22 protein-coding genes are annotated in these 25,173 nt (G+C 40.8%); 9 read left to right on the top strand and 13 right to left on the bottom strand.

Features of this window, described 5'->3' with window-relative positions; translation table 11 throughout:
* Positions 1-244 precede the first annotated feature (244 nt).
* Both NIES592_RS03570 and NIES592_RS03565 read left to right on the top strand, forming a co-directional pair.
* On the top strand, positions 245-2,224 hold the full coding sequence (locus NIES592_RS03570; RefSeq protein ID WP_073554921.1) for an AMP-dependent synthetase/ligase: 1,980 nt from the start codon (positions 245-247) through the stop codon (positions 2,222-2,224).
* A 36-nt stretch (positions 2,225-2,260) separates the two neighbouring features.
* Positions 2,261-2,710, top strand: coding sequence for a YlqD family protein (locus NIES592_RS03565; protein ID WP_009456156.1), 450 nt, complete (start codon positions 2,261-2,263; stop codon positions 2,708-2,710).
* Positions 2,711-2,884: 174 nt separating this feature from the next.
* Here NIES592_RS03565 and NIES592_RS03560 read toward each other — a convergent pair whose 3' ends face one another.
* The gene (locus NIES592_RS03560) at positions 2,885-3,406 is read right to left on the bottom strand and encodes a hypothetical protein (protein ID WP_009456158.1); all 522 of its coding nucleotides are present in this window, start codon (positions 3,404-3,406) and stop codon (positions 2,885-2,887) included.
* Positions 3,407-3,645: 239 nt separating this feature from the next.
* Between NIES592_RS03560 and NIES592_RS03555 the strand changes: the two genes are divergently transcribed.
* Together NIES592_RS03555 and NIES592_RS03550 are read left to right on the top strand one after the other, a co-directional pair.
* The gene (locus tag NIES592_RS03555) at positions 3,646-4,929 is read left to right on the top strand and encodes a dihydrolipoamide acetyltransferase family protein (RefSeq protein ID WP_073554920.1); all 1,284 of its coding nucleotides are present in this window, start codon (positions 3,646-3,648) and stop codon (positions 4,927-4,929) included.
* 409 nt (positions 4,930-5,338) lie between these two features.
* Entirely contained in the window at positions 5,339-5,767 is a 429-nt protein-coding gene (locus NIES592_RS03550) for an FKBP-type peptidyl-prolyl cis-trans isomerase (protein ID WP_009456163.1), read from the top strand.
* A 207-nt stretch (positions 5,768-5,974) separates the two neighbouring features.
* Here NIES592_RS03550 and NIES592_RS03545 read toward each other — a convergent pair whose 3' ends face one another.
* The 3 genes from NIES592_RS03545 to NIES592_RS03535 all read right to left on the bottom strand — a co-directional run bounded on the left by NIES592_RS03545 (position 5,975) and on the right by NIES592_RS03535 (position 9,730).
* On the bottom strand, positions 5,975-6,889 hold the full coding sequence (locus tag NIES592_RS03545) for an ABC transporter permease (RefSeq protein ID WP_073554919.1): 915 nt from the start codon (positions 6,887-6,889) through the stop codon (positions 5,975-5,977).
* A 200-nt stretch (positions 6,890-7,089) separates the two neighbouring features.
* On the bottom strand, positions 7,090-8,151 hold the full coding sequence (locus NIES592_RS03540; RefSeq protein ID WP_062248600.1) for an ABC transporter permease: 1,062 nt from the start codon (positions 8,149-8,151) through the stop codon (positions 7,090-7,092).
* Positions 8,144-9,730, bottom strand: coding sequence for an ABC transporter ATP-binding protein (locus NIES592_RS03535; RefSeq protein ID WP_073554918.1), 1,587 nt, complete (start codon positions 9,728-9,730; stop codon positions 8,144-8,146). The genes NIES592_RS03540 and NIES592_RS03535 overlap by 8 nt, the downstream gene beginning before the upstream one ends.
* A gap of 139 nt (positions 9,731-9,869) precedes the next feature.
* Here NIES592_RS03535 and NIES592_RS03530 point away from each other — a divergent pair, with 139 nt between their 5' ends.
* Together NIES592_RS03530 and NIES592_RS03525 are read left to right on the top strand one after the other, a co-directional pair.
* Positions 9,870-10,127, top strand: coding sequence for a CD225/dispanin family protein (locus NIES592_RS03530; RefSeq protein WP_073554917.1), 258 nt, complete (start codon positions 9,870-9,872; stop codon positions 10,125-10,127).
* A 56-nt stretch (positions 10,128-10,183) separates the two neighbouring features.
* The gene (locus tag NIES592_RS03525; RefSeq protein ID WP_371915091.1) at positions 10,184-10,624 is read left to right on the top strand and encodes a DUF2752 domain-containing protein; all 441 of its coding nucleotides are present in this window, start codon (positions 10,184-10,186) and stop codon (positions 10,622-10,624) included.
* On the opposite strand, the gene NIES592_RS03520 is transcribed toward NIES592_RS03525, so the two are convergent.
* The 4 genes from NIES592_RS03520 to NIES592_RS03505 form a co-directional block, all read right to left on the bottom strand.
* Positions 10,621-12,741: a protein kinase domain-containing protein gene (locus NIES592_RS03520; RefSeq protein WP_073554915.1), complete on the bottom strand. Its 2,121-nt coding sequence runs from the start codon at positions 12,739-12,741 to the stop codon at positions 10,621-10,623. The genes NIES592_RS03525 and NIES592_RS03520 overlap by 4 nt on opposite strands.
* A gap of 46 nt (positions 12,742-12,787) precedes the next feature.
* A complete protein-coding gene (locus tag NIES592_RS03515) occupies positions 12,788-13,930 on the bottom strand; it encodes a BMP family ABC transporter substrate-binding protein (RefSeq protein WP_073554914.1) in 1,143 nt (380 codons plus the stop codon).
* Between the two features lie 322 nt (positions 13,931-14,252).
* Positions 14,253-14,624, bottom strand: coding sequence for a sulfite exporter TauE/SafE family protein (locus NIES592_RS03510; protein ID WP_062248608.1), 372 nt, complete (start codon positions 14,622-14,624; stop codon positions 14,253-14,255).
* Between the two features lie 165 nt (positions 14,625-14,789).
* Positions 14,790-15,764, bottom strand: coding sequence for an acetamidase/formamidase family protein (locus NIES592_RS03505; RefSeq protein WP_073554913.1), 975 nt, complete (start codon positions 15,762-15,764; stop codon positions 14,790-14,792).
* 249 nt (positions 15,765-16,013) lie between these two features.
* Here NIES592_RS03505 and NIES592_RS03500 point away from each other — a divergent pair, with 249 nt between their 5' ends.
* Both NIES592_RS03500 and NIES592_RS03495 read left to right on the top strand, forming a co-directional pair.
* Complete coding sequence (locus NIES592_RS03500; protein ID WP_062248612.1) at positions 16,014-16,412, top strand: DUF5684 domain-containing protein; 399 nt, start codon at positions 16,014-16,016, stop codon at positions 16,410-16,412.
* Between the two features lie 131 nt (positions 16,413-16,543).
* Positions 16,544-17,035, top strand: a complete 492-nt coding sequence (locus NIES592_RS03495; protein ID WP_073554912.1) for a hypothetical protein — start codon at positions 16,544-16,546, stop codon at positions 17,033-17,035.
* Positions 17,036-17,105: 70 nt separating this feature from the next.
* On the opposite strand, the gene ureG is transcribed toward NIES592_RS03495, so the two are convergent.
* Positions 17,106-17,702 (bottom strand): urease accessory protein UreG, encoded by a 597-nt coding sequence (gene ureG, locus NIES592_RS03490; protein ID WP_073554911.1) that lies wholly within the window; start codon positions 17,700-17,702, stop codon positions 17,106-17,108.
* An 84-nt stretch (positions 17,703-17,786) separates the two neighbouring features.
* Here ureG and NIES592_RS03485 point away from each other — a divergent pair, with 84 nt between their 5' ends.
* Entirely contained in the window at positions 17,787-18,599 is an 813-nt protein-coding gene (locus NIES592_RS03485; protein WP_073554910.1) for an inositol monophosphatase family protein, read from the top strand.
* A gap of 18 nt (positions 18,600-18,617) precedes the next feature.
* Here the strand turns inward: NIES592_RS03485 and mutT are convergent, their stop codons facing one another.
* The 4 genes from mutT to carB all read right to left on the bottom strand — a co-directional run bounded on the left by mutT (position 18,618) and on the right by carB (position 24,836).
* Positions 18,618-19,055 (bottom strand): 8-oxo-dGTP diphosphatase MutT, encoded by a 438-nt coding sequence (gene mutT, locus NIES592_RS03480; protein ID WP_062248620.1) that lies wholly within the window; start codon positions 19,053-19,055, stop codon positions 18,618-18,620.
* Positions 19,056-19,434: 379 nt separating this feature from the next.
* Positions 19,435-19,785: a DUF760 domain-containing protein gene (locus NIES592_RS03475; protein WP_062248622.1), complete on the bottom strand. Its 351-nt coding sequence runs from the start codon at positions 19,783-19,785 to the stop codon at positions 19,435-19,437.
* Between the two features lie 250 nt (positions 19,786-20,035).
* Positions 20,036-20,992, bottom strand: a complete 957-nt coding sequence (locus NIES592_RS03470) for an RNA polymerase sigma factor, RpoD/SigA family (RefSeq protein ID WP_073554980.1) — start codon at positions 20,990-20,992, stop codon at positions 20,036-20,038.
* A gap of 544 nt (positions 20,993-21,536) precedes the next feature.
* Positions 21,537-24,836 (bottom strand): carbamoyl-phosphate synthase large subunit, encoded by a 3,300-nt coding sequence (gene carB, locus NIES592_RS03465; RefSeq protein ID WP_062248624.1) that lies wholly within the window; start codon positions 24,834-24,836, stop codon positions 21,537-21,539.
* Positions 24,837-25,173 lie beyond the last annotated feature (337 nt).

Genomic DNA, 25,173 nt, shown 5'->3' with positions numbered 1-25,173 from the left:
TTTGATAATAGGTGTCTACTGTTTTTAATTGGTCAAACAAATCATTTAAACCAACTAAAAACCAAAGTTGGTATTACTTTTTGTTTATACTCTTTAATTTTAATATAGATTTTTATATATATGTACATCAAATCCTCAAAAATTTTTTAGACAAAATAAATAGTGTCTATCGAGATTGGGTATTTTATCCTGATTGCAGCATAAGCTGGAAAAATAAACTGTTGATTACTTAGGCTATAGTGTTATGTCAAAAACTTTTGTAGAAAATGCTTTTCTTGCTAATATCACTGCCCATGAACGTGAAGCAATCAAGGACTCGGCTGATTATTCTAGTGTGGAGTCGCTACCAGAAATTTGGCCTTTAGCTGCACAAAAATTTGGTAATATTGTTGCTCTGCGCGATCCTCATGCTAAACCCGAAGTAGTGTTAACTTATACTGAGTTATGCCAGCAAATTCAACGATTTGCAGCTGGCTTACAGGCTTTGGGTGTACAAGCAGGCGATCGCATTTCCCTGATTGCTGACAACAGTCCTCGTTGGCTGATTGCTGATCAGGGAATTATGACTGCGGGAGGGGTGGATGCGGTGCGGAGTTCCCAAGCCGACAAAGAAGAATTACTTTTCATTGTGGCTAACAGTGGCAGCACAGCGCTAGTAGTGGAAGATTTAAAAACACTCAATAAACTACGCGGTAGCTTGAATGATTTGCCCATTCAATTTGTGATTGTACTCAGCAACGAAGCATTACCGGAAGCGGAAACCCTCAAGCTGTATACATTCAGCCAGTTGATGGAAATTGGCGCTCAGCATTCCCTACAACCAGTCAAACGCAACCTTAGTGATTTGGCTACCCTAATTTATACCTCAGGGACTACGGGAAAACCGAAGGGAGTGATGCTGACTCATCGCAATTTGATGCACCAAATCGTAGCTATACCCGTAGTTGTGCAACCCCGGCCTGGAGATACAGTTTTGAGCATTCTCCCTACCTGGCACAGCTATGAACGTAGTTGCGAATATTTTCTACTTTCTCAAGGTTGTACTCAGGTTTATACCAACCTCCGCTCTATCAAACGAGATTTGAAAGAATATCAACCTCATTACATGGTAGCCGTACCACGCCTTTTAGAATCTATTTATGAAGGAGCGCAAAAACAGTTTCGTGAACAGCCAGCTTCTCGACAACGCTTGATTAACTTCTTTTTCGAGATAGGCGAGAAATATATTAAAGCGCGCCGGACTTTGACGGGTTTGAATTTAGAAAATCTCAATCCGAGTATGGGCGATCGCTTAACAGCTAGTTTACAAGTTGCTGCTTTATCACCTTTGTATGCCTTAGGAGAAAAACTAGTTTATAGCAAAGTCAGGGAAGCGACTGGCGGTAGAGTCAAGCAAATGATTAGCGGCGGTGGTGCGCTTCCGAAGCATGTAGATGACTTTTTTGAAATTCTTGGTGTCGAGATTTTGGTGGGTTATGGCTTGACAGAAACTGCTCCTGTCACCCATGCACGGCGTTACTGGCGGAACTTACGCGGTGCAGCTGGGCAACCAATCCCGGGTACAGAAACTAAAATAGTTGATCCAGAGACTAAAAAAGAGCTACCAACAGGAGAACGGGGGTTAGTGTTGCTGCGGGGGCCACAAATTATGCAAGGTTATTACCAAAATCCCGAAGCCACAGCCAAAGCTATTGACCCTGAAGGTTGGTTTGATAGCGGTGATTTGGGTTGGGTAACACCCCAAAATGACTTAATTCTGACCGGACGGGCAAAAGATACGATTGTATTAACGAATGGGGAAAATATCGAACCACAACCGATAGAGGATGCTTGTTTGCGATCGCCCTACATAGATCAGATTATGTTGGTTGGGCAAGATCGTAAATCTCTGGGTGCTTTAATTGTTCCGAATTTAGAAGCCTTAGAAAAATGGGCAGCTTCTGGGAATCTCCAACTAACTATAGAGGATGAAAATGTTACTGCGGCTACCAGTCAAAAAATAAACCTGGAGAGTAAAATAATCCAGGATTTATTTCGGCAAGAACTGAATCGGGAAGTGCAAAACCGTCCAGGCTATCGGCCAGATGACCGCATTGGCCCGTTCAAGTTAATTCTCGAGCCATTTTCGATTGAAAATGGCATGATGACCCAAACACTGAAAATCAAGCGGCATGTCGTGATGCAACACTATCACGATATTATTAACGGCATGTTTGCCTCATAAGTCCACTGCAAACTCTCAACAAACGTGAACTCTTTTATGGATGTCTCCAAACCTCAACTGCTTTTAAAGCGTGTCGTCAACATTAAAGCCATTGTCACTCCCTTGTGGAAAGAGGAAGTGCAGCAGCAACTACAAGCGCAAATCAATCAAATTGACCAGCAATTGCAACAGTTGGACATCCAAGGACAAAGGGCGATCGCAGAAGTACAAAAACAAAATCTGCAACCGCCTGGTCCCCAAACCCTCCAACAAATTGAAAGCATTCAATACCAGGTCAATCAAAAGAAAAGTGAACTGCTAGAGCAAAAAAATCAAAGTCTGCAAAACCTCCAGCAAGTGCAGCTTTTAGACTTAGACCAAGAAGTTAATCAATTTCAGATGGAAGGTTTTTTCCGTGTGGAACCAGGGGATAACTTAATTAGCAAAATGCAGGTCGAAGTTGTGTTGCGTGATGGTGTTGTAGAAGAAATTCGTGGCGATGTATAAGCTCGATGCTAACTTCAGTTAACAGTGAACAGTGATCAGTGAGCTAACAAATCTAACAACTGATAACAGATGACTGATAACTGCTAACTGACGACTGTAAACTCCTCACACCACACTTAGTCTCTCCTTACTGCTTGCTCCTGTTGTTGAGAGTTCCTATTATCTTGTAAGCATCTACTGGCAAATCACCTTGACCAAATTTTCCTGATCTTGGTTGGAAAAACATTTCTCTTGGGAACCAGCCCAAACAATTTGCCACAGAGGAGGTGAACTCGCCAGTAGCGATCGCCCAAAGCTTGCCAATTCAACTCGGTATTTGACGGCTTTAGCTGCTTTCTTTCCTTGGTTAGTTTGGGTGATTGTGACTAACGCCTGATTGGGGTGTGGATAATATACCTCTACCTTACGTGTCCCTTGCTCTAGTTGATAAGAGTCAAAAGCATCAAGAGCCAAAGCAGCTGGATCAGTACCTTGGAGAACAGATTTAATACTGTCTAAAGGTACTGTTTTGTAATTAGCCCGTTCTGGATTGGTGACAATCTCTTGAGCCGAGGCTACCGCAGAAGAGTGCTGCTGTGATCTGGTGCTATTGGCAGTCAGAGCATGTTGCTGGCGATTAGTTAAATATACTCCAGCAACAGCGGTGGCAAAGATACTTAGTACCAGAATTACCAAAATTTTCAACTTTGCCGACATATAAACTTAAAAAGCGCTTTCAAACTGTTTATTGATCACTTTTGCATTTTAGATTGAGAGATTACTCAAGTTCCTCTGACTTTTGAGTAATTGTTCTGATGTAAGCAGCCATGATAAGAAATACAAATTAGTAGACCAGTAGGTAATAGAATAGTTCCTCTCGTCGGTCCTCAGGATACAATTCGATCTGGCATTAATTTTGTTAAAGTCTATAAATTTATCGATTCGCCAAACCCCCTATGAGCATTTACGAAGTATTCATGCCCGCACTTAGTTCCACTATGACTGAAGGAAAAATTGTCTCCTGGGAAAAATCACCTGGGGATAAAGTGGAAAAAGGCGAAACAGTGGTGGTTGTCGAGTCAGATAAGGCAGATATGGATGTGGAATCCTTTTATGAAGGATATCTGGCTCATATTATTGTGCAAGCTGGTGAAACCGCACCAGTGGGAGCTGCGATCGCCCTCTTGGCAGAAACTGAAGCCGAAATTGAAACAGCCAAGTCTCAAGCCCAAGGCGCTGGCACTGCAAAACAGGAAACTACTGCTACTGCTGCTCCCACAAAAACCGCAGACACAGCTGCGTCCGAAAAGCCTGCCTTGGCGACTCACAACGGCTCTAACCACCGCTCTGGAAGGGTTGTAGCTTCACCCCGCGCCCGCAAATTAGCTAAAGAACTCAAAGTGGATTTGAGTAACATCTCTGGTAGTGGTCCTTACGGTCGTATTGTTGCCGAAGATGTGCAAGCCGTGATCAGCAAAACCAGCCAGCCACCTGCTAGCGCTGCTCCTATTACCCCAGCACCAGTGGTTACTCCGGTTGCAACCACACCAGCAGTTGCCGCAGTTCCCGGTCAAGTAGTGCCTTTGAATACCTTACAAAGTGCTGTGGCACGGAATATGGTCGCTAGCTTATCAGTGCCTGTGATCCATGTAGGTTACACAATCACCACTGATGCGTTGGACAAATTATATAAACAAATTAAATCTAAGGGTGTGACAATGACCGCCCTCCTAGCCAAAGCCGTAGCGGTGACACTGCAAAAACATCCATTGATTAACGCCAATTACTCAGATCAAGGCATTGTTTATCCTGCTAGCATCAACGTAGCTGTAGCAGTAGCTATGGATGATGGTGGATTAATTACACCAGTGTTGCAAAACGCCGATCAGCTGGATATCTATTCTTTATCTCGGACTTGGAAGTCTTTGGTAGAAAGGGCAAGAGTTAAAAAGCTGCAACCAGAAGAATACAGCACCGGTACATTTACATTGTCTAACTTAGGCATGTTTGGCGTCGATAGATTTGATGCAATCTTACCACCCGGACAGGGTTCAATATTAGCGATCGGTGCATCCCGCCCCCAAGTCGTTGCTACAGCCGATGGCATGTTTGGCATCAAGCAACAAATGCAGGTCAACATGACCAGCGATCACCGGATTATCTATGGCGCTCATGCTGCGGCGTTCTTGCAAGATTTGGCGAAGTTGATTGAGACTAATCCGCAATCTTTGACTATGTAAGGGAAAAACAGTGAAAATACTGTATATCCTGTTAGCTTGAAGACTAGTATTATGCGCATGTGTTGGTAATGGGTAATAGGTAATTGGTAATTGGTTTTTGTCATTACCGATTATCGATTACCGACCTTCACAGATATGATCAGTCCTCAAACGGACATGATATGACATCTTGCAACAATTTCAAGAAATCCCAAAATACCGCCCTCAAATAAATTTGGGGCTAATATAGCAATCCTACTATGTGATTTGTGAGAATCGCAAAGCTCAGATCACCGACTTCTCAAAGAAGTCGGTGATCTTATCTCTGACAAAATTGAAATCTTAATAAATAACAAAATCGGGATACATTTGCTCGTAGAAGTACTAGGGTGGGTAGGTGTAGTGAACTAAAATTTTGAAGGAGACGAAAATGGGACAAGCCAAACTAGGTGATACTGTGAAAGTTCACTATACAGGTAAGCTAGATGATGGCACAGTATTTGACACTTCTGTTGAGCGAGAACCGTTGCAGTTTTCGATTGGTGAAGGATTAGTTATTCCCGGCTTTGAACAAGCTGTAGTTGGTATGACCCCAGGAGAATCTAAAAGGACAAATATTCCAGCAGATGAAGCCTACGGTCCTTATCGCCCAGAATTAGTCATGGTAGTTGACAAAGAACGCATCCCCACAGATGTATCTATAGAGGTGGGTCAAATGTTACAAATTTCTCAGAGTAATGGTCAAGCCATACCCGTAGTTGTCACAGAGGTTTCAGACTCTCAAATTACTCTCGATGCTAACCACCCCCTAGCAGGACAAGAACTGATATTTGATATCCAGTTAATCCAGATTAACTAATGGAAAGCGATCGCTTGCCAAACTCGTTCGGGTAAGATTGTTATATTGACGCAACCCTACACCCGTCGCATGAGCAACCGCATTAGCGATCGCAACTGCTGTAATTCATCTGTGTGTATCTGTGTGCATCTGTGTTCGCTTTAATAAAACATAATCTTCATCACCACTACAATTCAAACATGAATTTCATAATTCATAATTCATAACTCATAATTTCTGCAATGGTTTTCCCAGTGATGCTGGTGCTACTAGTTGAATACGGGTAGCATCCCGTGAGATGAGGGTTAGTACTAAGATAGTTGCAAGGTAAGGCAAAGAGGACAAAAGATAAGGAGAAATACCTACCCCTAGTCCTTGCAAAACTAACTGGATAGCGCTGACTCCACCAAATAAATAAGCACCCAGCAAGATTCTCATTGGTTTCCAAGTTGCAAACACAACTAAAGCGATCGCAATCCATCCCCGTCCAGCTGTCATATTTTCTGCCCAAAAAGGTGTATACACTAGGGAAAGATAAGCCCCTGCTAACCCTGCCATCGCCCCACCAAACAAAACTGCTAAATAACGTACTCCATTTACAGGTAAACCCAAAGCATAGGCTGCTGTGGTTGATTCACCTACACTGCGCAATATAAGCCCTGAGCGCGTTTTTTGCAAAAACCAAGCAACCAAAAATACCAAAATCACTGAGAGATACACCAAAATATCTTGCTGAAAAAAAGCTTTCCCAATCACAGGCATAGATTCCAAAATTGGAATGCTTAGAGGTTGCAATCCAGTAATTGTTTGACCAACATAATCTGCACCTATAAAAGCACTGAGTCCAGAACCAAAGATGCTAAGGGCTAAACCTGTTGCTACTTGATTGGCACTTATATTAATTGTTAGCACTGCATGAATAAAGGCGATCACTATACCTGCAACTAAAGCAATCAAGAACCCCAAATAGATATTATCTGTAACTGAAGCAACAATAAAACCACTAGCAGCCCCAACCAGCATCATTCCCTCTACACCAAGATTTAAAACCCCCGATTTTTCTGCCACTAATTCACCCAATGCGGCAAAAATTAAAGGTGTAGCTGCACGTAAAGTATCGTTGAGAATGTTGCTAAAAATCATTTGTTGGTGGTTAGTAGTTAGTGATAGACCTTTGGTGGTGCAATCCAATAAAAATAAGTTTTCTTTGTGTCTTAGTGTCTTGGTGGTGAATCAAATTTCTTTTTGAAACACAAAGACACTAAGACGCCAAGGAATTTTCATTAACCAGACTATACCTTGAAAGTGCTGGCAGTTAGCGGTTAATCACAAATGACAATTGACTATTGACTCTTGACTATCCGCTTATAAACTAATAAATCACCTGCCAAAAGAAAGAAAAATACAATACCTTGAAAAACTCCTGCTAAAGCTAAGGGAAGTCCCAATTTTATCTGTAATAATTCACTGCCGACATAAAACAGTGCCATCAGCAAACTAGATAAAATAATTCCCAATGGATGTAAACGACCAACAAATGCTGCCAGAATAGCCGCGTAACCGTAACCAGGAGAAATGAAAGGGCGTAGTTGTCCAATGGGACCGAGAACTTCACACGCACCAGCTAAACCTGCTAAACCACCACTGATAAGTAAACTCAGCCAAATAATGCGATCGCTTTTGATCCCAGCATAATTTGCTGCACTAGGACTTGCACCAATTACCCGCACACTAAAACCAAAAAATGTTTGTCGCAGCATTCCCCAAATTAACACCGCCGCCATGAGGGCAAAAATTACACCCAAATGTAACCGTGTGCCGGTAATTAATGATGGCAAACTGGCGAATTCGCTAAAGGGTGCAGATTCAGGAAAATTATATCCTTGGGGGTCTTGTAAAATTCCTCTGACTAAATAATTTAAAAGAGAAACTGCTACGTAATTTAGCATTAAACTTGTGAGAATTTCGTTAGTATGAAAGTTCACTTTTAACACAGCTGGAATGCTAGCCCAAGTTGCACCACCTAATATTCCAGCTAATAAACAAAGTAGGAGTACAATATAGTTATCTATATTAGCAAATACTAAAGCTACGGTACTAGCAAAAATTGCTCCCAGAGTAAATTGTCCCTCGGCACCAATATTCCACACTTGGGCTTGAAAACATACAGCTAAACCAACAGCAATTAAAATAATTGGTGCTGCTTTGACTGCGATTTCTGTGATTCCATACAAGCTACTTAGAGGCGTAATAAATAAAGTCGTGAATGCAGTAATTGGAGATTTACCTAAGAAACGAAACAGAAATAATCCGACGATCACTGTTCCTAGTAATGCCAGTAAGGGTGATAAAATTAACCAAATTTTGGCGGGTTGTTCACGAGGTTCTAATTTTAAGTCAAACAAAACTCACTCCTCCCATCCAACGACCAATTTGATCGCGACTGATATCTGCGATTGGCATAAAGGGAGAGAGTTGTCCTTTGTAGATGACGCCAATGCGATCGCACAATGTCAACAACTCATCCAAATCCTCGGAAACCACTAGCACCCCTGCACCCATATTTCGCATTTCCATGAAAGCTTGATGGATGGTTGCAGTTGCATTCACATCCACACCCCAACTCGGATGTGCTGCAATCAAAATAGTCGGGTTTTGCTGAATCTCTCGCCCTACAATAAACTTCTGTAGATTACCACCCGATAAACTTGCAGCAAGCGAATTTAACCCTACTTGTTTGACATTAAAGGCGTCGCAAATTCTCCTAGTCCAAGCTTTTAACTTGCGTTGCCGAATCATACCATTTCGCAATAACCCTTGGGAGTAACCTGTCAACAAAGCATTTTCCAAGAGATTCATATTTGGTACGATAGCCACCCCCAAACGTTCTTCTGGGATATACGCCAAACCCAAACGCCGACGCTTAGGCACATCACAATCACCGATAGGTATTTCTCCCAACATGATCTTGTCTGCTTTGGGACAGATTACTTCACCACTCAAAACTGCTAAGAGTTCCCTTTGTCCATTACCTGCAACTCCCGCAATCCCGACAATTTCACCAGTGCGAACCTCCAAATTAATGTGCTGCAACGATATTCCTAAAGGATGCTTTGATTCCAAACACAAATCGCGGACTTGGAAGCAGATGGGGGAGGTGGGGGGAGTGTGAGGAGTGGCGGGAGTGTGATATTTTCCGTGTCCCCCTTGTCCTCCTTGTCCCCCTTGTCCCCCTTGTCCCCCGTGTTCCTCATCCTCGCCTATCATCATCCTTGCCAAACTGTGAATTGTCTCTACTTGGGGGTTACACTCTGCTATCACCTCGCCGTTCCGCAATATTGTTGCATGAGTGCATAGCGATCGCACTTCTTGTAATTTGTGGCTGCTGAATAAAATACTGCAACCACCAGCAGCAATTTGCTGCAATGTCAGAAATAGCTTTTCTATTTCTTGGGGAGTTAAAACCGCCGTGGGTTCATCCAAAATCAGTAACTTAGTAGCAACACATAGACAACGAATGATTTCTACTCGCTGCTTTTCACCTACAGATAATGTATAAACTGGGGAATCTGGGTTGATATCTAAACCGTATTCTTGAGATAAAACACGAATTTTGCGATTAACTTGTGCTAAATTCCATTGTTCGCTAGCAGGAAGCGCCAGGGCGATATTTTCAGTTACAGTCAAGGTTTCAAACAAACAAAAGTGCTGAAACACCATACCAATACCAAGCGATCGCGCTTTTGCTGGGTTAGTGATGTCAACTCGTTTTCCTTGCCAAAAAATTTCACCACTTTCAGGACGCACCACCCCATAGATAATTTTCATCAGGGTACTCTTACCCGCCCCATTTTCTCCCAACAAAGCATGAATCTCACCCGGTTGAATTGTCAAATTCACCTGATTATTTGCGAACAAACCAGAGTAAGACTTGGTAATATTCCTTACTTGCAAACGGGGAATCAGCTCATTTAACCCTTGCATTTTGCCTCTGCTGCATTCTCGATTTATTATAGATTTTTATTAAGTCGATTTACAGAATTTCAGGTCATTCTGATATCTTAAAGGTGCGTAATTTTTATACAGCGATTGTTGATAGTTATTTAAATTTAAGGATTTTTTAATGCAATCTCGGAACATACCGACTTATTTGCCACAAGCAATATTAACTACTCTCTTTTGCTGTTTGCCATTTGGAATTGTGGCGATCGTTTATGCAGCACAAGTAAATTCTAAATTAGCCGCCGGGGATTATGAAGGTGCTATGCAAGCATCTAAAAGTGCAAAAACATGGTGCTGGGTCTCCTTTGGTTCAGGACTAGCTTTCGGCATACTTTATATCTTATTCGTTATTGTTGTGGCATTTTTGGGTTCACAATAGATTCATGATTAACTGACTCAATAATAAACCCTATATAAATCATTGTTTTTGATTCTATGAAAATGAATACACTTTATCACCGCAAATATTCGTTTTTCACTAAAAAAAGTTTCAAAGTAACAGCACTCACAAGTACTATCATTTTAGCTGCAATAGTTCTATATTTTTTTAATCCTAGCGATTCTCAGATCTATCCTCCAAGTCCATTTCGGTTGCTAACTGGCTTATATTGTCCCGGGTGTGGCACACTCCGAGGTCTACATTATCTTTTGCATGGAAATCTACTCAAAGCTTTTGATTTAAACCCACTGATGGTAATATCATTACCATACTTAATCTATTCTTATATTGCTTACAGTGCGCCTGTAATTCTCGGTCAAAAAATTCCTCAGATTTTCATCAAATCTAATTGGATTTGGATGATATTAAAAGTTATTTTGGCGTATTGGGTACTGAGAAATCTGCCCTTTGCTCCTTTTTCTTGGTTAGCACCTTAAGTTGCTTGCCAAATTCTGATAGTTTTGTCCTCGCTGCTAGAAGCGAGGAGTTTTCCATCCTGACTAATATCTACAGATAAGACACTGCTAGTATGTCCGGTAAGAGTATGCAGCAGTGTCTTAGTTTTTAAGTTCCAAATTTTGATAGTTCGATCATCACTACCGCTAATTAAACTCTGTCCATCTGGACTTGTAACTAATGTTTGAATCGAACCATTATGTCCATCCAAAACATGTTGGAGTTGACCAGTATATAAGTCCCAGATATAAATAGTTTTACCAAAGCCAGCACCAACAACAACTTGTAAAGTTGAACTAATAGCAACAGCACGCACAAATCCAGGGAATCCCGCAATTGTTCGCAGTAATTCTCCTGTTTCCAATTGCCAAATTCTAACTAATTTATCACTACTACCACTGACGAGTAAATTATCATCAGAACTAATGGCTATACTATAAAGTAAGCCTGCATTTTCGAGTAGAGTACGCTGTAACTTACCAGTTCCCACGTGCCAAATTTTGATTGTTCTATCCCGAGAACCACTGACAAGAGTTTGTCCATCCCGACTAAAACACAGTGCATTAATTAAATCAAAGTGTCCTTTCAGTACCGATATTAATTTACCAGTTTGCAGATGCCAAATTTTGATTGTTTTATCGCTGCTACCACTAGCGAGAGTCTTTCTATCGGGGGAAATAGCTACAACTACCCACTCTCCCTTTTCTGACAGTACCCCTTGTAATTGCCGCTTTTGCACATTCCAGATTCTGATCGTTTTATCATTACTACCACTGACAAGAGTTTGTCCATCCCGACTAAACGCTACAGAACGGACAATATTGGTATGTCCAGTTAAAGCATAGGCAAAAGTAACATTGCTGAGGTTAACTGGACGATAGCTAGGTGTTTGCTGCTGTTGTATGGCGTTAATCTTATTACGCCCAGCGATCGCACCAGCAAAATTCGGATCGATTCTTAAAGCTTGATTGTAATCTGCTAATGCTGCCTGGTAATCTCCCATTTGCAAATATACATCACCCCGATTTCTCCATGCTTCTACATAGTTAGGATTCATCTGCAAAGCTTGATTAAAATCAGCGATCGCACCTTGATAATCTAGTCTTTGGGCTTTATCCAGTCCCCAAAAATTGTAAGCTTCCCAGTTAACTGGTATAGTAGGCGGAACAGCAGCAACCTTCTTACCCTGCAAATCCTCTAGAACTTCTTGTGCAGATTGATATCTTTCTGGTAAGAAGTGTTTGAGCATCTTCTCGAGAATTTGCTCTAAGTCTTTGCTAACACTGACACCTTTGTCTTGTAAATATTCTCGCCATAACCAGCAAGCATTTCTGACATCATACAAAGCATCGGCAAGATTACCAAAACCATCTTGTAATGGTAAACATCCTGTCAACAATCTTACACAAGTAGCACCTAAAGCATAGATATCACTAGCAGGATAAGCGTATCCTTGCATTTGTTCTAAAGGTGCATAACCAATTGTATAAATTCCTGTTCCCTGGCGAGCAAAGGTAGTTTGTGTCACCTGTTTTGCACCACCAAAATCAATCAAGACGAGTTTGCGATCGCTGTGACGCCGAATGATATTTTCTGGTTTAATATCACGGTGGATAACATTGCGATCGTGAATAAATTGCAAAACAGGTAACAAATCAGCTAATAGTTCCCTAATTTTTGCTTCATTAAATTCTTGTGTTAATAATTCTGTTAATAAAGTGTCCCCAGCAATAAAATCTTGTACCAAATATAAATTTGTACCTTGTTCAAAATAAGCAACTAAACGTGGAATCTGAGCATGATTTTCTCCTAATTCATATAACCGCCTAGCTTCTTCTTTAAACATAGATGCAGCCTTATACAACGCTGCTGTTCCTTGTACTTGGGGGACAAATTGCTTAATCACGCAGGGAGAATCTAGCCTATCGATATCTTGTGCTTCGTAAGTTCTGCCAAAACCACCCTCACCCAATAACCTGCTAATTCGGTAACGACCTTTAAATAAAGTACCAAAATTATTTGAACCACAACTAGTGCAAAATCTATTCCCATCTGAATTAAAAGGATTTGAGCAATTTGGGTTTTGACAGATTTGCATAACTTTTCCCCTAGAACCCCAGCACAAATATCTACAAAGGTATACATTAGGATTCCGCTTTCGGAATTGACCCCTCAACTCCCTCTACATACCAATTCATTGCTAATTGTTCTTTGTCCTGCAAAACTTTACCCTTCTGCACCCGTACTGCACCTTTTTGGTCTTTTACTGGTCCTGCAAACGGATGAGCAGTACCTTTAATAAATTCCTCCCGCTTCGCCATTACCAATTGCTGCACATCTTGAGGAACTACAGGATTGATAGGTGAAATATCCACCATTCCTTGACCGATTCCCAACCAAACATCTTCCGCTTTCCATGTACCATTGATTACAGACAAAGCTTTATCTGTGTAAAATTTCCCCCACTTATTAATCGCTGATGTTAAATGTGCTTTTGCACCAAACCGACTCATATCGGTGTTATAACCAAATGCAAAAATACCTTTTTCCTCTGCTAATTGCACAACAGCAGCAGAGTCAGTATGTTGTGTTAGCACATCTGCACCTAAATTAATTAAAGCCTGTGCTGCTTCTCTTTCTTTAGGTGGGTCGTACCAACTTTGTACCCACACTACTTTCACTTTTGCCTTAGGGTTTACTGCCCGTAGTCCTTGAGTAAAAGAATTTATACCACGAATTACCTCTGGAATTGGGTATGCTCCGACAAAACCGATGATATTAGATTTGGTCATCTTACCAGCAATCATGCCAGTCAAATAGCGTGGTTCTTCAAAACGTCCTAAGTAAGTACCAACATTAGTAGCGCGTTTATACCCAGTACAGTTTTCAAAATATACATGAGGAAAATCTTTGGCTACTTTAATAGTTGGGTTCATGTAACCAAAAGAAGTTGTAAAAATCAGCTTATTACCATCTAATGCCAGTTGACGAATTATCCTCTCAGCATCAGCACCTTCATTCACATTTTCTACAAAAGTAGATCTCACTTTACCATGCAGATTTGCTTCCATTTCTCTACGACCAAGGTCATGGGCATAAGTCCATCCGAAATCACCCACAGGTCCTACATACACAAATCCTACCTTCAAAGGCTCATTCGCTGCTACAGGTGATGTTCCAGGGGATACTTCGCCCTGGGGATTATTAGATTTGTCTCCAGAACAAGCAACAAAGGTAAAACCAGCTCCTGCAAGGGAGGCGTACTTGATAAACCGACGACGATCCATATTGATTGCTGATCCGCACTATGTTAAAAATATTTCTCTTTTTAGTGTTAAATAAGTAGTAGATGCTATTTTGAGTTATATTATGTGCTAGATTGTAGCTTTTGTTTTTGCGATCAATATACCTAAATTTGTGAATAATCACAAGTTTGTTTAATTAAATAAATTGTTGGTAATTTTTTAACGCAGAGTCACGCAAAGGTAAGCACGGAGGAACGCAGAGTTTTTTACTTTTGCGCACCATTTTTTTTGTGCGTGGACTTAATAATTTGATTTTCAACCTAAGTATTTTGTCTCGATTCTATTCGAGCTACTATCATCTAAATTATCTAAATAACAAATATCGTAAACCAATCACTAATAAAAATATGCCATACAGCTTTTTCATCAATTCACTACTAACAAATGGCTGATTGGCAAATAAAGCTCCAAACAAATTACCAACGATCAGACCCACTGCAATAATTACCGCATACTTGATATTAAGATTACCGTTACGGTAGTAAACAATTGCGGCTAAAATACCGATAGGTAATATTTGAGCAGCGATAGAAGTACCAGTAGCAAATTTTTGATCCATACTCATGAGTAAAACCATAGCTGGAACCATAATTGCACCACCACCAATACCAAACATACCGCCAGCTACTCCAGCCACAAGACCAATCACCAACAATTGAATGAGTATGTTAGACATAAAATCTACTGTAAGTTAATTAACTTCACTTGAGCTACAGCAATTGATAATTTATCGTAAAAACGACCCAGATAAACCTGACTAGTACACCAACAAATTATCCGTGTCCATCTGTGTGCATCGGTGTTCGATTTTAACTCAATAACTTTAATTTGTACTTGAAATTCATATTAATGATAAATTACTCCCTTCTGGGAAAACAGATTTTGGTAACATCGCATGCACACCTTTTTGGGGAAGATTGACAACTTGAGTAATACGAAAATTCACCGTTAAACTACATAATACATAAGCATCTTCTGGTGATATGTTTGTCAACCTTACCAAAAAATCAATCATGTTGTTTAAAGCTTGTTCTAAGGCTGCATCCAACGTCTCACCAAATCCCATTGTGATAATATCAGTGTTAGTTTCAGCGATCGGTGCAGTCAGTTGCAAATCCTTGCGAATTTTTAGTTGAATCCTACCATTCATAGATGTTTCGATCGCAGTCACATTAACTTCACCATCTCCCTGTGCTGCATGTCCATCACCAATCGAAAATAAAGCACCAGTAACAAAAACAGGCAAAAATACTCTGGAACCAGCTTGTAGTTCGCGGTTATCGATATTACCACCATAACAACCAGGAGGAATCGAAGAACGTTGCGTTTCGGGAGTAGCAACACCAAGAATACCAAAAAAAGGTCTGAGAGGAATTTTAATACCACTATTGACAGGAAATTCCGCAACGTTATTTTCTAGATCTAAGGGAATAAATCTCAAAGCTGGTTGAGTAAACTGGTGTGGTAACGCTCCCCATCCTGTCCGAATAGCATTAAAACCAACAGGTAAACTGGGTTTGATTGCTTCCAGTTTGACTTCTAAAATATCTCCTGGTTCTGCTCCCCGCACATAAATAGGCCCTGTAAGCAAATGCGGCCCATCTGCAATCTTACGTTCTGGTGGTAGGTTTTGGCAAATATCAACAAACTCTGGTGTGAGAAATTCTGGTGGTACCTTGTCGTAAATATAGTAACCAGTGTAAGTTTCTACATCTACCGTATCGCCAGATTCAATCATCAATACTGGTTCTAGTTCATGGGAAAATCCACCTAGATGCACAGTATTTGGAGTTGCTTTAATAATGTGATGAGTCATTACTCTTTTGGTACTTATTGTGCAAGTAAGTCGCCACAAATATTTTTTCAGCTGGAAAGAAATTGGCTATTTTCCTAATTATCAGATATTGGGATAGATTAAGTATTTATAACTAAGCGAATGAATTGTATCATTTTATTTACATAAAAGCTAATTTTTGTTGAAAATATTACCTTTATCTCTGTATTTCAAGTTAAAACAACTAAACACCTGCAATTTTCCATTTTTAATTTTGTTTAGAGAATAACAATGCTTTTCCAAACCTATAACTTGAGTTTTATCTACCTTATTGCCCAGGCTAATCGCTCTGGTGGTGCTGGAGGATTTCTTGGTTTTATTATTGGGATTGCTGCTTATATTTTTGCTTCTTATTGCTTCTACAAAATTTATCAAAAGTTAGGAGAACCAAATGCTTGGTTTGCTTGGATTCCTATTCTCAATAACTGGATTATGTATAAAGCTGGCGATCAATCGCCTTGGTGGATCATTGGATTATTTATCCCTTTTGTAAATATTGTTGCCGTCGTCTTTTTAATTATCGCCTTTGTTAACATTGTGAAAAAATTAGGCAAGAATCCTTGGCTAATTTTGTTGATGATTATTCCTATAGTTAACTTTGTGATATTATACCAGTTTGCTTTTGGTTGATTTAATTGAAAGTCAGATTGTTAAATTATTGCAAATCAATTAACCTGGTTTTTTGATAAACCAGGTTTATACATAATATTCTTAAAAAACCAAGTCTAATTAGTATAGCCTGGAATAATTTAAGCTATAAAATGAATAAAAAATTTCTGTATTTATTAACTGCTATTATTACCGTTGTTCCAACCATTGCAGCGCAAGCAGCACAGGTAGAATTAGGTGTTTTTAAATCTGTTGATGCACCTGAAAAAAATTGTCCTCAAAAAGTAGTTGTGACAGAGCAAAATGCACCTTACTACGAAGGAGGATACACAGTTAATGGTCAGGCAAAATTAGGTTCTTTCGCTGGATCATTTGCGATCGCCTCTTCAGATTTGTTTAGTGTGACTTGGGTAGCAAACCTCAAACCTGCCTATCGTCAATGTGTTGCAGGCGGTGGTATTGTCAAATACGATAACGAAGACTACAATTCTTCTTCCCACTTACGTATCAGATTTAATCGGGGCAAAGTATTTTTGATTTTAGATATGACAGGTAAACGAGATGCGAACAATTTTACTCCCAGCATTACTAAAAAAGGTGTAAGTAATGGCAATCCGACTTGGAGTTGGTCTGGTACGGATTAAGGTAGAGAGGTGGGAAGTGTAAGGGGACAAGGAGGACAAGGGAAGGAAGAAAACCAATTACCAATTACCACTAACAAATATTTTTAGTCACAAATTCAATCACATCTGCTAAACCTGTTTTTGTTTTTAAATTCGTGAAAATAAAGGGTTTATCAGCGCGCATTTTTTTGGCATCTCGTTCCATTACACTTAGATCTGCACCAACGTAGGGAGCTAAATCAGTTTTATTAATTACCAATAAATCAGATTTTGTAATACCAGGACCACCTTTGCGAGGAATTTTATCGCCAGCAGCAACATCAATCACGTAAATTGTTAAATCTACTAATTCCGGGCTAAAAGTAGCAGCTAAATTATCTCCGCCACTTTCTAAAAAAACTAAATCCAAATCAGGAAAACGCGCCTCTAACTGTTCAACTGCTGCTAAATTCATAGAAGCATCTTCACGAATAGCAGTATGAGGACAACCGCCAGTCTCTACACCGATAATGCGATCGCTACTCAAAGCCTGAGAACGTACTAAAAAATGTGCATCTTCCTGTGTATAAATATCGTTGGTTACCACCGCAATGTGGTATTGATCACGCATAGCTTTACACAAAGCATCAACTAAAGCAGTTTTTCCCGATCCTACAGGTCCAGCAACTCCGACTCGAAAAGCATTCATAATTTTGTTAGTTGTTGATGGTTGGTTGTTGACTATTAACCACTGACTATGGACTAATGACAAATGACCAATGACAAATGACTAATGACTAATTTACAAATTTTTCTAGATATTGCCACAGAAGCAGCCCTAGCTGCTGGTGCAGTTTTGCAAGATTATTTGGGTAAGGTAGAAGACGCAATTACCGAAAAAGGACGCCCTGGTGACTTAGTTACTGTTGCTGATAAAGCTTCAGAAGAAGTCATTTTACAAGTTTTGGGTCGTCACTTCAGCGATCATGCCATTCTCACAGAAGAATCAGGAAAACTGGGAGATCAAAAAAATGAGTTTCTCTGGGTGATTGATCCTCTAGATGGTACAACAAACTTCGCTCATCAATACCCTTTTTTTGCTGTTTCTATCGGGTTACTGATCAATGGTGTTCCCCAAGTAGGTGTGATTTATGACCCTTTCCACGACGAACTATTTCGTGCAGCCCAAGATCTGGGTGCAACCCGTAACCGCATTCCAATCAGAGTTTCAGACACTTCTGAATTAAGTAAAAGTTTATTAGTGACGGGATTTGCATATGATCGCCGGGAAACTTCTGACAACAACTACGCAGAATTTTGTCACCTGACCCATCTTACCCAAGGAGTACGACGTAGCGGGTCTGCATCTGTTGATCTAGCTCATGTAGCCTGTGGACGTCTTGATGGTTACTGGGAACGGGGTCTTTCTCCTTGGGACATTGCAGCAGGTATTATCATAGTGCGTGAAGCTGGGGGAAAAGTCACCGCTTATGATTGTACTCCTATAAAAATTGAATCTGGTAGAATTTTGGCAACAAATGGCCATCTTCACGAAATTCTCAGTCAAGAACTCCAGCAAGTTCCACCTTTGTCTGCTTGGAAGTAAAAAACCTACACCTCCCCATCACCCCACTACCCTACCTCCCCCATTTCCCCACTCCCGCAATGCAGCAATAATTTGAATATTCGCCTCTGGAAAAGCAAAAGACTCTAGTTCATCTACACTAACCCAGCGTACTTCATCGCATTCTATGGGCTGGGGAACTCCTTGTATGAGACGACAATGATGTACTGTGAGAGTAACACGGATATGACTATAGGTATGGTCGATGGTAATTATGTGTTCACCGACTTCGACCACTATTCCCAATTCTTCTTTTATTTCCCGTTGAATACACTCTTCGACAGTCTCATTGGTCTCGATTTTACCTCCAGGAAATTCCCACAATCCACCCATTACACCTTCTTGACGACGGCGATCAATTAAAATTTGTCCTTGGTCATTTGCAATTACGGCAACACCTATAATTTTATGAGGTGGAACAAAAGTAGTTTCATTCATAGATAGTTGGTGGTTGATTGTTTGGTAATAACAACTACCATACAAACGACAAAACTCGACAAATATTTATTTGCCGAGTATGTATTTCATGACAATTTGTATATTATCTTTTTAGCACTTCCGTTTCAGAGGCTGAGTACATCAAGTATATACATGTGCAGTATTATAACAATACTTGTTGAATCAGCTTGTTTTCATCAACAGAACTTTGATTTACTTCTAGACCACTTTGGCTTTGTGATTTGTCTTTATGCTTTTGAACCAAAGACCAAGACTAAAAGGATTTAGCAGAGAATAATCTTGAATTTATTTTATGTGGTTAAGACAAAGCATGAAGTCAATGTGTTTGATCTATTAACAGCTAGTTAATAGGTAGTTTTTATTTGTTATTCTCATGAGCGTTGTTGACTTCTGCACCTTGCAGCGCTAATTCAAAGTTCATTCTCTGTTCAGCGTTACGCAAAAAGTAACCGCTAATCATAGCAGATGCTAGCAGACGACCAAGACTTTCACGGCTAGTGGTAATTGTGACGCCGAAGTGTTCAGATGGTAAATTACCCAACAGTCCTACGATGTTCCGTTCCATCACCTGAAATACTTCAGGAGAAGTAGGTTTAGATAATTGAGTAACGGTATCTGGACTCAATGATTTAACATACTGCCAGAGCAAGTTATCGGTTTCTGACTCACTGCTAAAAAATTCTGAGACTCGATTAGATTGGTTGCTCACGTTATTTCCTCCTGTACTACCACAGCAGCCAAACAGATTTATTCAGCTGGAATCACAGATATTCATAATCTGTTTGACTTTACTATTACTGTTGTATGTTCCTGCAAATTAATTTAACAGGCAGAGTCAGTGTTGACAGTGGGTGTAACCGTACCAAAGAAAGCGGAAAATATCACCATATTGGCTGTTGGTTGTTTGTTGTCTGTTGTTGGTAACAAGCAACTACTAACCAACAAATAGCAACAATTGGCTAACTTGCCAAATATTCATTGATACCGAGCTTTGATTTGCGGAGTTTACTGAGAGCTTCTCGTTCGATTTGTCGCACGCGTTCACGACTGATATTGAGTATTTCGCCGATCTTTGCCAAAGTTAGGGCATGTCCATCGTTTAAACCAAACCGCAAGGATATTACTTCCCGTTGTTGTGGTGTCAGTTCTGCCATGAGACGTTCTAAGTCACCAGACAAGGAAGATTGGGTAACAAATTCTTCTGGAGATGCTCCTGGATCTTCTAACATTTCTCCTAGTTCGGTATCATAGTTGTCTCCTAAGCGTATATCTAGAGATAGAGGTACACGTGCTTTTTCTAAATACTCTCGTACTTGTCTGGGAGTTAATTCTAGTTCTTGCGCTAATTCTGCAACTGAGGGGGCGCGTCCCAATCTTTGAGATAATTGACGTTGTGCTTTTTTAATTTTATTCAGTTTCTCGGTAATGTGAATTGGCAGTCGAATTGTGCGCCCTTTTTCAGCGATCGCACGAGTAATGGCTTGACGTATCCACCAATAAGCGTAGGTAGAAAATCTATAGCCTTTAGTGGGGTCAAATTTTTCGACACCACGCTGCATCCCAATACTACCTTCCTGAATTAAGTCAAGCAAATCAACGTTGCGCTTAATGTACTTTTTCGCCACAGAAACCACCAGTCGCAGATTCGCTTCTACCATTTTGCGCTTGGCAATTTCGGCATCAGCGATCGCTTGATTTAATTCTGTTAGCTCTAACTGTGTCGCTGTTGCCCATTCTTCTAATGTTGGTTCACGACCTAACTGGGTGGCAAGTAACTCTCTAACTTCGTGCAGGGCTGTTGCCCGTTGCACCTGTTTGCCATAAAAAATCTCTTCCTCGTGTGTCAACAATGGCACGCGACCAATTTCACGTAGGTAAGTCCGCACTAGGTCTGTAGCTGTCTGAGCGGTCTTCATGGCACTACTCTTAAATAATTCTGGGTGTGGAAGTAAGTCATTTATGGATGCTTGCGGCTGGGTAACTACCCAGTCAAACTGGGAACCTATGCTGTAATTTGCAATCTGCACGCCCGCTAAGATGAGGACGACTGTTGATGTTCCGAGACTTGTTCTCAGTTGTTAAAGACTACAGTTGCTTTTTTTGATGCACAAGTATCTACGGATAGAAAGATGGTGTTCTGTAAAACATTTTACTATTGTTACACTGTTAAGCATTGTAACATTTATGATAATTTTTTGACTAGAGGACAGACTGTGAATTGTATGTTCTTTTTACTAACTTCGGCTACGTATTTTTCTGAAATTATATCTAACAGCTTATTTCATAACTCTAGCAAGGGCAAGAAATTTTTCTAATTTTTCTTAACAAAACTCAATATCAACTATAATGATATACCTATGGAAGAATTAAGTTTTGAATGGGTAATGGGTAATTGGTAGTGGTTATTAATCATCCAAGATCACCAATCCCCATTGCCCCTACTCCGAGTTCCCCAATCCCTTATGGAACCATGCAATATTCTTGAATCACTTTGACATCTAAGGTTGTGTTTTGCAGAGTACGGATAGCAGCGACGGTGGCTTTTGCGCCGGCAATCGTAGTGATAATGGGAATTTTGTAAGCTAAGGCTGTACGCCGAATCAGCCTAGCGTCGCTTTGGGCTTCTTCCCCAGAAGGTGTGTTAATAATCAGTTGAATTTTGTGATTTTTGATGGCATCCAAAACATGGGGTCGGCCTTCGTGGAGTTTCAATACTAACTCAACTTCCAAACCATGTTCTTGGAGGACACGGCGAGTACCATCGGTAGCCATGACAGCAAAGCCCAAATCGATAAATTCTTTGACTACTGCTACTGCTGCTGCTTTATCGCGATCGTTCATTGAGACAAACACTGTACCACTTAAGGGTAAACGCTCGCCAGCCCCTAATTCTGCCTTGGCAAAGGCGCGGCCAAAATCACTGTCTATGCCCATAACTTCACCAGTAGAGCGCATTTCTGGCCCAAGGATGGTATCAGTACCAGGGAATTTATTAAATGGTAATACAGCCTCCTTCACGGCAATATGGGATGGTATGACTTCTTTTGTAAAGCCTAGTTCTTCCAAGGTCTTACCCGACATGATTAAGGATGCCAGTTTTGCCAAAGGTACGCCTGTAGCTTTAGAAACAAATGGCACAGTTCGAGAGGCGCGGGGATTAGCTTCCAAAATGTAAACTTGGGGCGATTCAGTTTGCGAACCAGCCACAGCAAATTGGATATTCATCAAGCCCACTACATTTAGTGCTTGTGCCAATTGTACTGTCCACTGACGAATCTGATTCAGAACTGCTGCGGATAGGGAAATAGCAGGTAAAGAACACGCCGAATCTCCTGAGTGGATACCCGCTTGCTCAATGTGTTCCATAACCCCACCAATGACTACTCTACCTGTGTGGTCTGCGATCGCATCTACATCGACTTCGATCGCATTTTCCAGAAACTTATCGATTAATATTGGGTGTTCTGGTTCCACTTGCACTGCAAAAGTCATGTAGCGTTCTAGTTCTGTATCAGAGTAGACGATTTCCATTGCTCTACCTCCCAACACGTAGCTAGGACGCACTACCACCGGATAACCAATGCGTTTGGCGACTATCAAAGCATCTTCATAGGTACGGGCTATACCATTTGCTGGTTGGGCAATATTTAATTGTTTGAGAATCTTCTCAAACCGCTCCCGGTCTTCAGCTATGTCAATAGAATCTGGAGAAGTACCCCAAATTTTGGTAATTGGTAATTGGTTAGGTTCTTCCCCATTACCAATTAACGATGACCCATTACCAAGTTGGTTTAAATACTTCTGCAACGGTACAGCTAATTTCAATGGTGTTTGTCCACCAAACTGCACAATTATACCTATCGGATTTTCTGCCTCAATGATGTTTAAGACATCTTCTTTTGTCAGCGGTTCAAAATAAAGGCGATCGCTTGTGTCATAATCTGTTGACACAGTTTCGGGGTTAGAGTTGACCATGATTGTTTCATAGCCTGCGTTTTTGAGTGCAAAGGCAGCATGACAACAACAATAATCAAATTCAATTCCTTGCCCAATCCGGTTTGGTCCGCCTCCCAAAATCATGACTTTGGGTTTATCAGTAGGCAAAATCTCTGTTTCTTCTTCGTAGGTAGAGTAGTAGTAAGGAGTAAACGCCTCAAACTCCGCCGCGCAGGTATCGACAGTTTTATAAACCGGGATGACGCCTAATTGTTTGCGGTATGCCCTGACTTCATCTTCTGTGGTTTTGGTAGCATAGGCGATCTGGCGATCGCTGAATCCTTGCCGCTTGACTTCATACATTTGCTCTTTTGTCAACTGTTGCAAGGATGTGCGCTTGAGAAATTTTTCTATTTCCAGTAGTTCCTGCATTTTTTCCAGGAACCAGGGGTCAATACCTGTCAACTCGTAGATTTCTTCAATGCTTAACCCCAACTGCATTGCGTGGCGCACAGCAAAAATGCGCTCGGGATTGGGTGTCCGCAGTTGGGCACGAATTTGTTCACCACTAGGGAGTTTTTCTTTGATATCGCATCCCCAACCAGCACGTCCTGTTTCTAGAGAACGCAAAGCTTTTTGGAAAGACTCGTTAAATGTCCGTCCCATTGCCATTGCTTCCCCTACAGACTTCATTTGTGTGGTTAACACTGGTTCCGAACCGGGGAATTTTTCAAAGGCGAACCGGGGAATTTTGGTGACTACATAGTCTATGGTCGGTTCAAAGGAAGCAGGAGTTTTCTTAGTAATGTCGTTTTTGATTTCATCTAAGGTGTAGCCGACAGCTAACTTGGCTGCCATTTTGGCGATCGGGAAACCAGTCGCTTTACTTGCCAAAGCTGAAGAGCGAGAAACACGGGGGTTCATTTCGATCACAACTACTTCCCCATCTACAGGATTGACGGCAAATTGAATATTAGAACCACCAGTTTCCACACCAATCTCGCGGATAATTTTAATCGCCATGTCCCGCAGCCGCTGATATTCTTTGTCGGTAAGGGTTTGGGCAGGAGCGACGGTTATGGAGTCTCCGGTGTGGATACCCATCGGATCTAGGTTTTCAATTGAGCAGATAATAACAACGTTATCTGCTAAGTCTCGCATTACTTCTAGTTCGTACTCTTTCCAGCCCAACAGGGACTGATCAATTAGAATTTGCGATACAGGCGAAGCATCAATTCCTGTTTGGGCCATTTCTGCAAATTCTTCTTCGTTGTAAGCAATACCACCGCCAGTACCACCCAAGGTAAAAGCAGGACGAATAATTAAAGGATAAGTACCGATGCTCCGGGCAATTGCTTTTGCTTCTTCTAGTGATGAAGCTGTGCCACTCGGACACACTTTAACACCAATCTTGGCCATCGCGTCGTTAAACAGTTGCCTGTCTTCGGCTTTTTCAATCGCTGGTAACTTTGCACCAATTAACTCGACGTTATACTGTTGCAGCACTCCATTTTTTGCCAAAGTCACAGCAATGTTGAGGGCGGTTTGTCCTCCCATTGTTGGTAATAAGGCGTCGGGGCGCTCTTTGGCGATCACTTTTTCGACTAATTCTGGTGTTAGCGGTTCAATGTATGTGCGATCGGCGGTTTCTGGGTCGGTCATAATGGTAGCAGGGTTGGAGTTGACCAACACTACTTCATAACCTTCTTCTCGTAACGCTTTACAGGCCTGTGTTCCAGAGTAGTCAAACTCACAAGCTTGTCCAATTACTATTGGGCCTGACCCTAATAGCAGAATCTTTTTAATGTCATCACGGCGTGGCATAGTTCTTGCTTTGGAGTAAGAGAATACAAATCCTGATTATTTTAAGGGTCTTTACCCACTACTAATGCTGTTTATTATCAACTTTTCTAGACAAAATCACAGTGACCAAATTAAAGAAAAACCACTCTTGTCGATTTTTCTAGTATTACCAGTATTTTGTGTAATTGTTTGCTGTTGGTAGAAGCAGTCAAATAAGGGTATAGAAGTCTTACAACTATAAACACAGTTAAATTACACTTTCATTTTACTTTTTATATTTTTAAACATGTTTCCACTGTTTTTTATCAAGGCTTACGCGAGATATGACCAAAAACTTTATTCTTGTTTATTGCGCTAT

This window comes from Fischerella major NIES-592 (genome assembly GCF_001904645.1).
GTDB lineage: Bacteria > Cyanobacteriota > Cyanobacteriia > Cyanobacteriales > Nostocaceae > Fischerella > Fischerella thermalis.
The sequence above is the reverse complement of the archived record's forward strand: the minus strand, read 5'-3'. Positions and strand labels throughout refer to the sequence as shown.

Bases quoted from the DNA above. Each gene is read 5' to 3' on its own strand.
- NIES592_RS03570 (WP_073554921.1), top strand. From the start codon at position 245: ATGTCAAAAACTTTTGTAGAAAATGCTTTTCTTGCTAATATCACTGCC.
- NIES592_RS03565 (WP_009456156.1), top strand. From the start codon at position 2,261: ATGGATGTCTCCAAACCTCAACTGCTTTTAAAGCGTGTCGTCAACATT.
- NIES592_RS03560 (WP_009456158.1), bottom strand. From the start codon at position 3,406: ATGTCGGCAAAGTTGAAAATTTTGGTAATTCTGGTACTAAGTATCTTT.
- NIES592_RS03555 (WP_073554920.1), top strand. From the start codon at position 3,646: ATGAGCATTTACGAAGTATTCATGCCCGCACTTAGTTCCACTATGACT.
- NIES592_RS03550 (WP_009456163.1), top strand. From the start codon at position 5,339: ATGGGACAAGCCAAACTAGGTGATACTGTGAAAGTTCACTATACAGGT.
- NIES592_RS03545 (WP_073554919.1), bottom strand. From the start codon at position 6,889: ATGATTTTTAGCAACATTCTCAACGATACTTTACGTGCAGCTACACCT.
- NIES592_RS03535 (WP_073554918.1), bottom strand. From the start codon at position 9,730: ATGCAAGGGTTAAATGAGCTGATTCCCCGTTTGCAAGTAAGGAATATT.
- NIES592_RS03530 (WP_073554917.1), top strand. From the start codon at position 9,870: ATGCAATCTCGGAACATACCGACTTATTTGCCACAAGCAATATTAACT.
- NIES592_RS03525 (WP_371915091.1), top strand. From the start codon at position 10,184: ATGAAAATGAATACACTTTATCACCGCAAATATTCGTTTTTCACTAAA.
- NIES592_RS03520 (WP_073554915.1), bottom strand. From the start codon at position 12,741: ATGCAAATCTGTCAAAACCCAAATTGCTCAAATCCTTTTAATTCAGAT.
- NIES592_RS03515 (WP_073554914.1), bottom strand. From the start codon at position 13,930: ATGGATCGTCGTCGGTTTATCAAGTACGCCTCCCTTGCAGGAGCTGGT.
- NIES592_RS03510 (WP_062248608.1), bottom strand. From the start codon at position 14,624: ATGTCTAACATACTCATTCAATTGTTGGTGATTGGTCTTGTGGCTGGA.
- NIES592_RS03505 (WP_073554913.1), bottom strand. From the start codon at position 15,764: ATGACTCATCACATTATTAAAGCAACTCCAAATACTGTGCATCTAGGT.
- NIES592_RS03500 (WP_062248612.1), top strand. From the start codon at position 16,014: ATGCTTTTCCAAACCTATAACTTGAGTTTTATCTACCTTATTGCCCAG.
- NIES592_RS03495 (WP_073554912.1), top strand. From the start codon at position 16,544: ATGAATAAAAAATTTCTGTATTTATTAACTGCTATTATTACCGTTGTT.
- ureG (WP_073554911.1), bottom strand. From the start codon at position 17,702: ATGAATGCTTTTCGAGTCGGAGTTGCTGGACCTGTAGGATCGGGAAAA.
- NIES592_RS03485 (WP_073554910.1), top strand. From the start codon at position 17,787: ATGACTAATTTACAAATTTTTCTAGATATTGCCACAGAAGCAGCCCTA.
- mutT (WP_062248620.1), bottom strand. From the start codon at position 19,055: ATGAATGAAACTACTTTTGTTCCACCTCATAAAATTATAGGTGTTGCC.
- NIES592_RS03470 (WP_073554980.1), bottom strand. From the start codon at position 20,992: ATGAAGACCGCTCAGACAGCTACAGACCTAGTGCGGACTTACCTACGT.
- carB (WP_062248624.1), bottom strand. From the start codon at position 24,836: ATGCCACGCCGTGATGACATTAAAAAGATTCTGCTATTAGGGTCAGGC.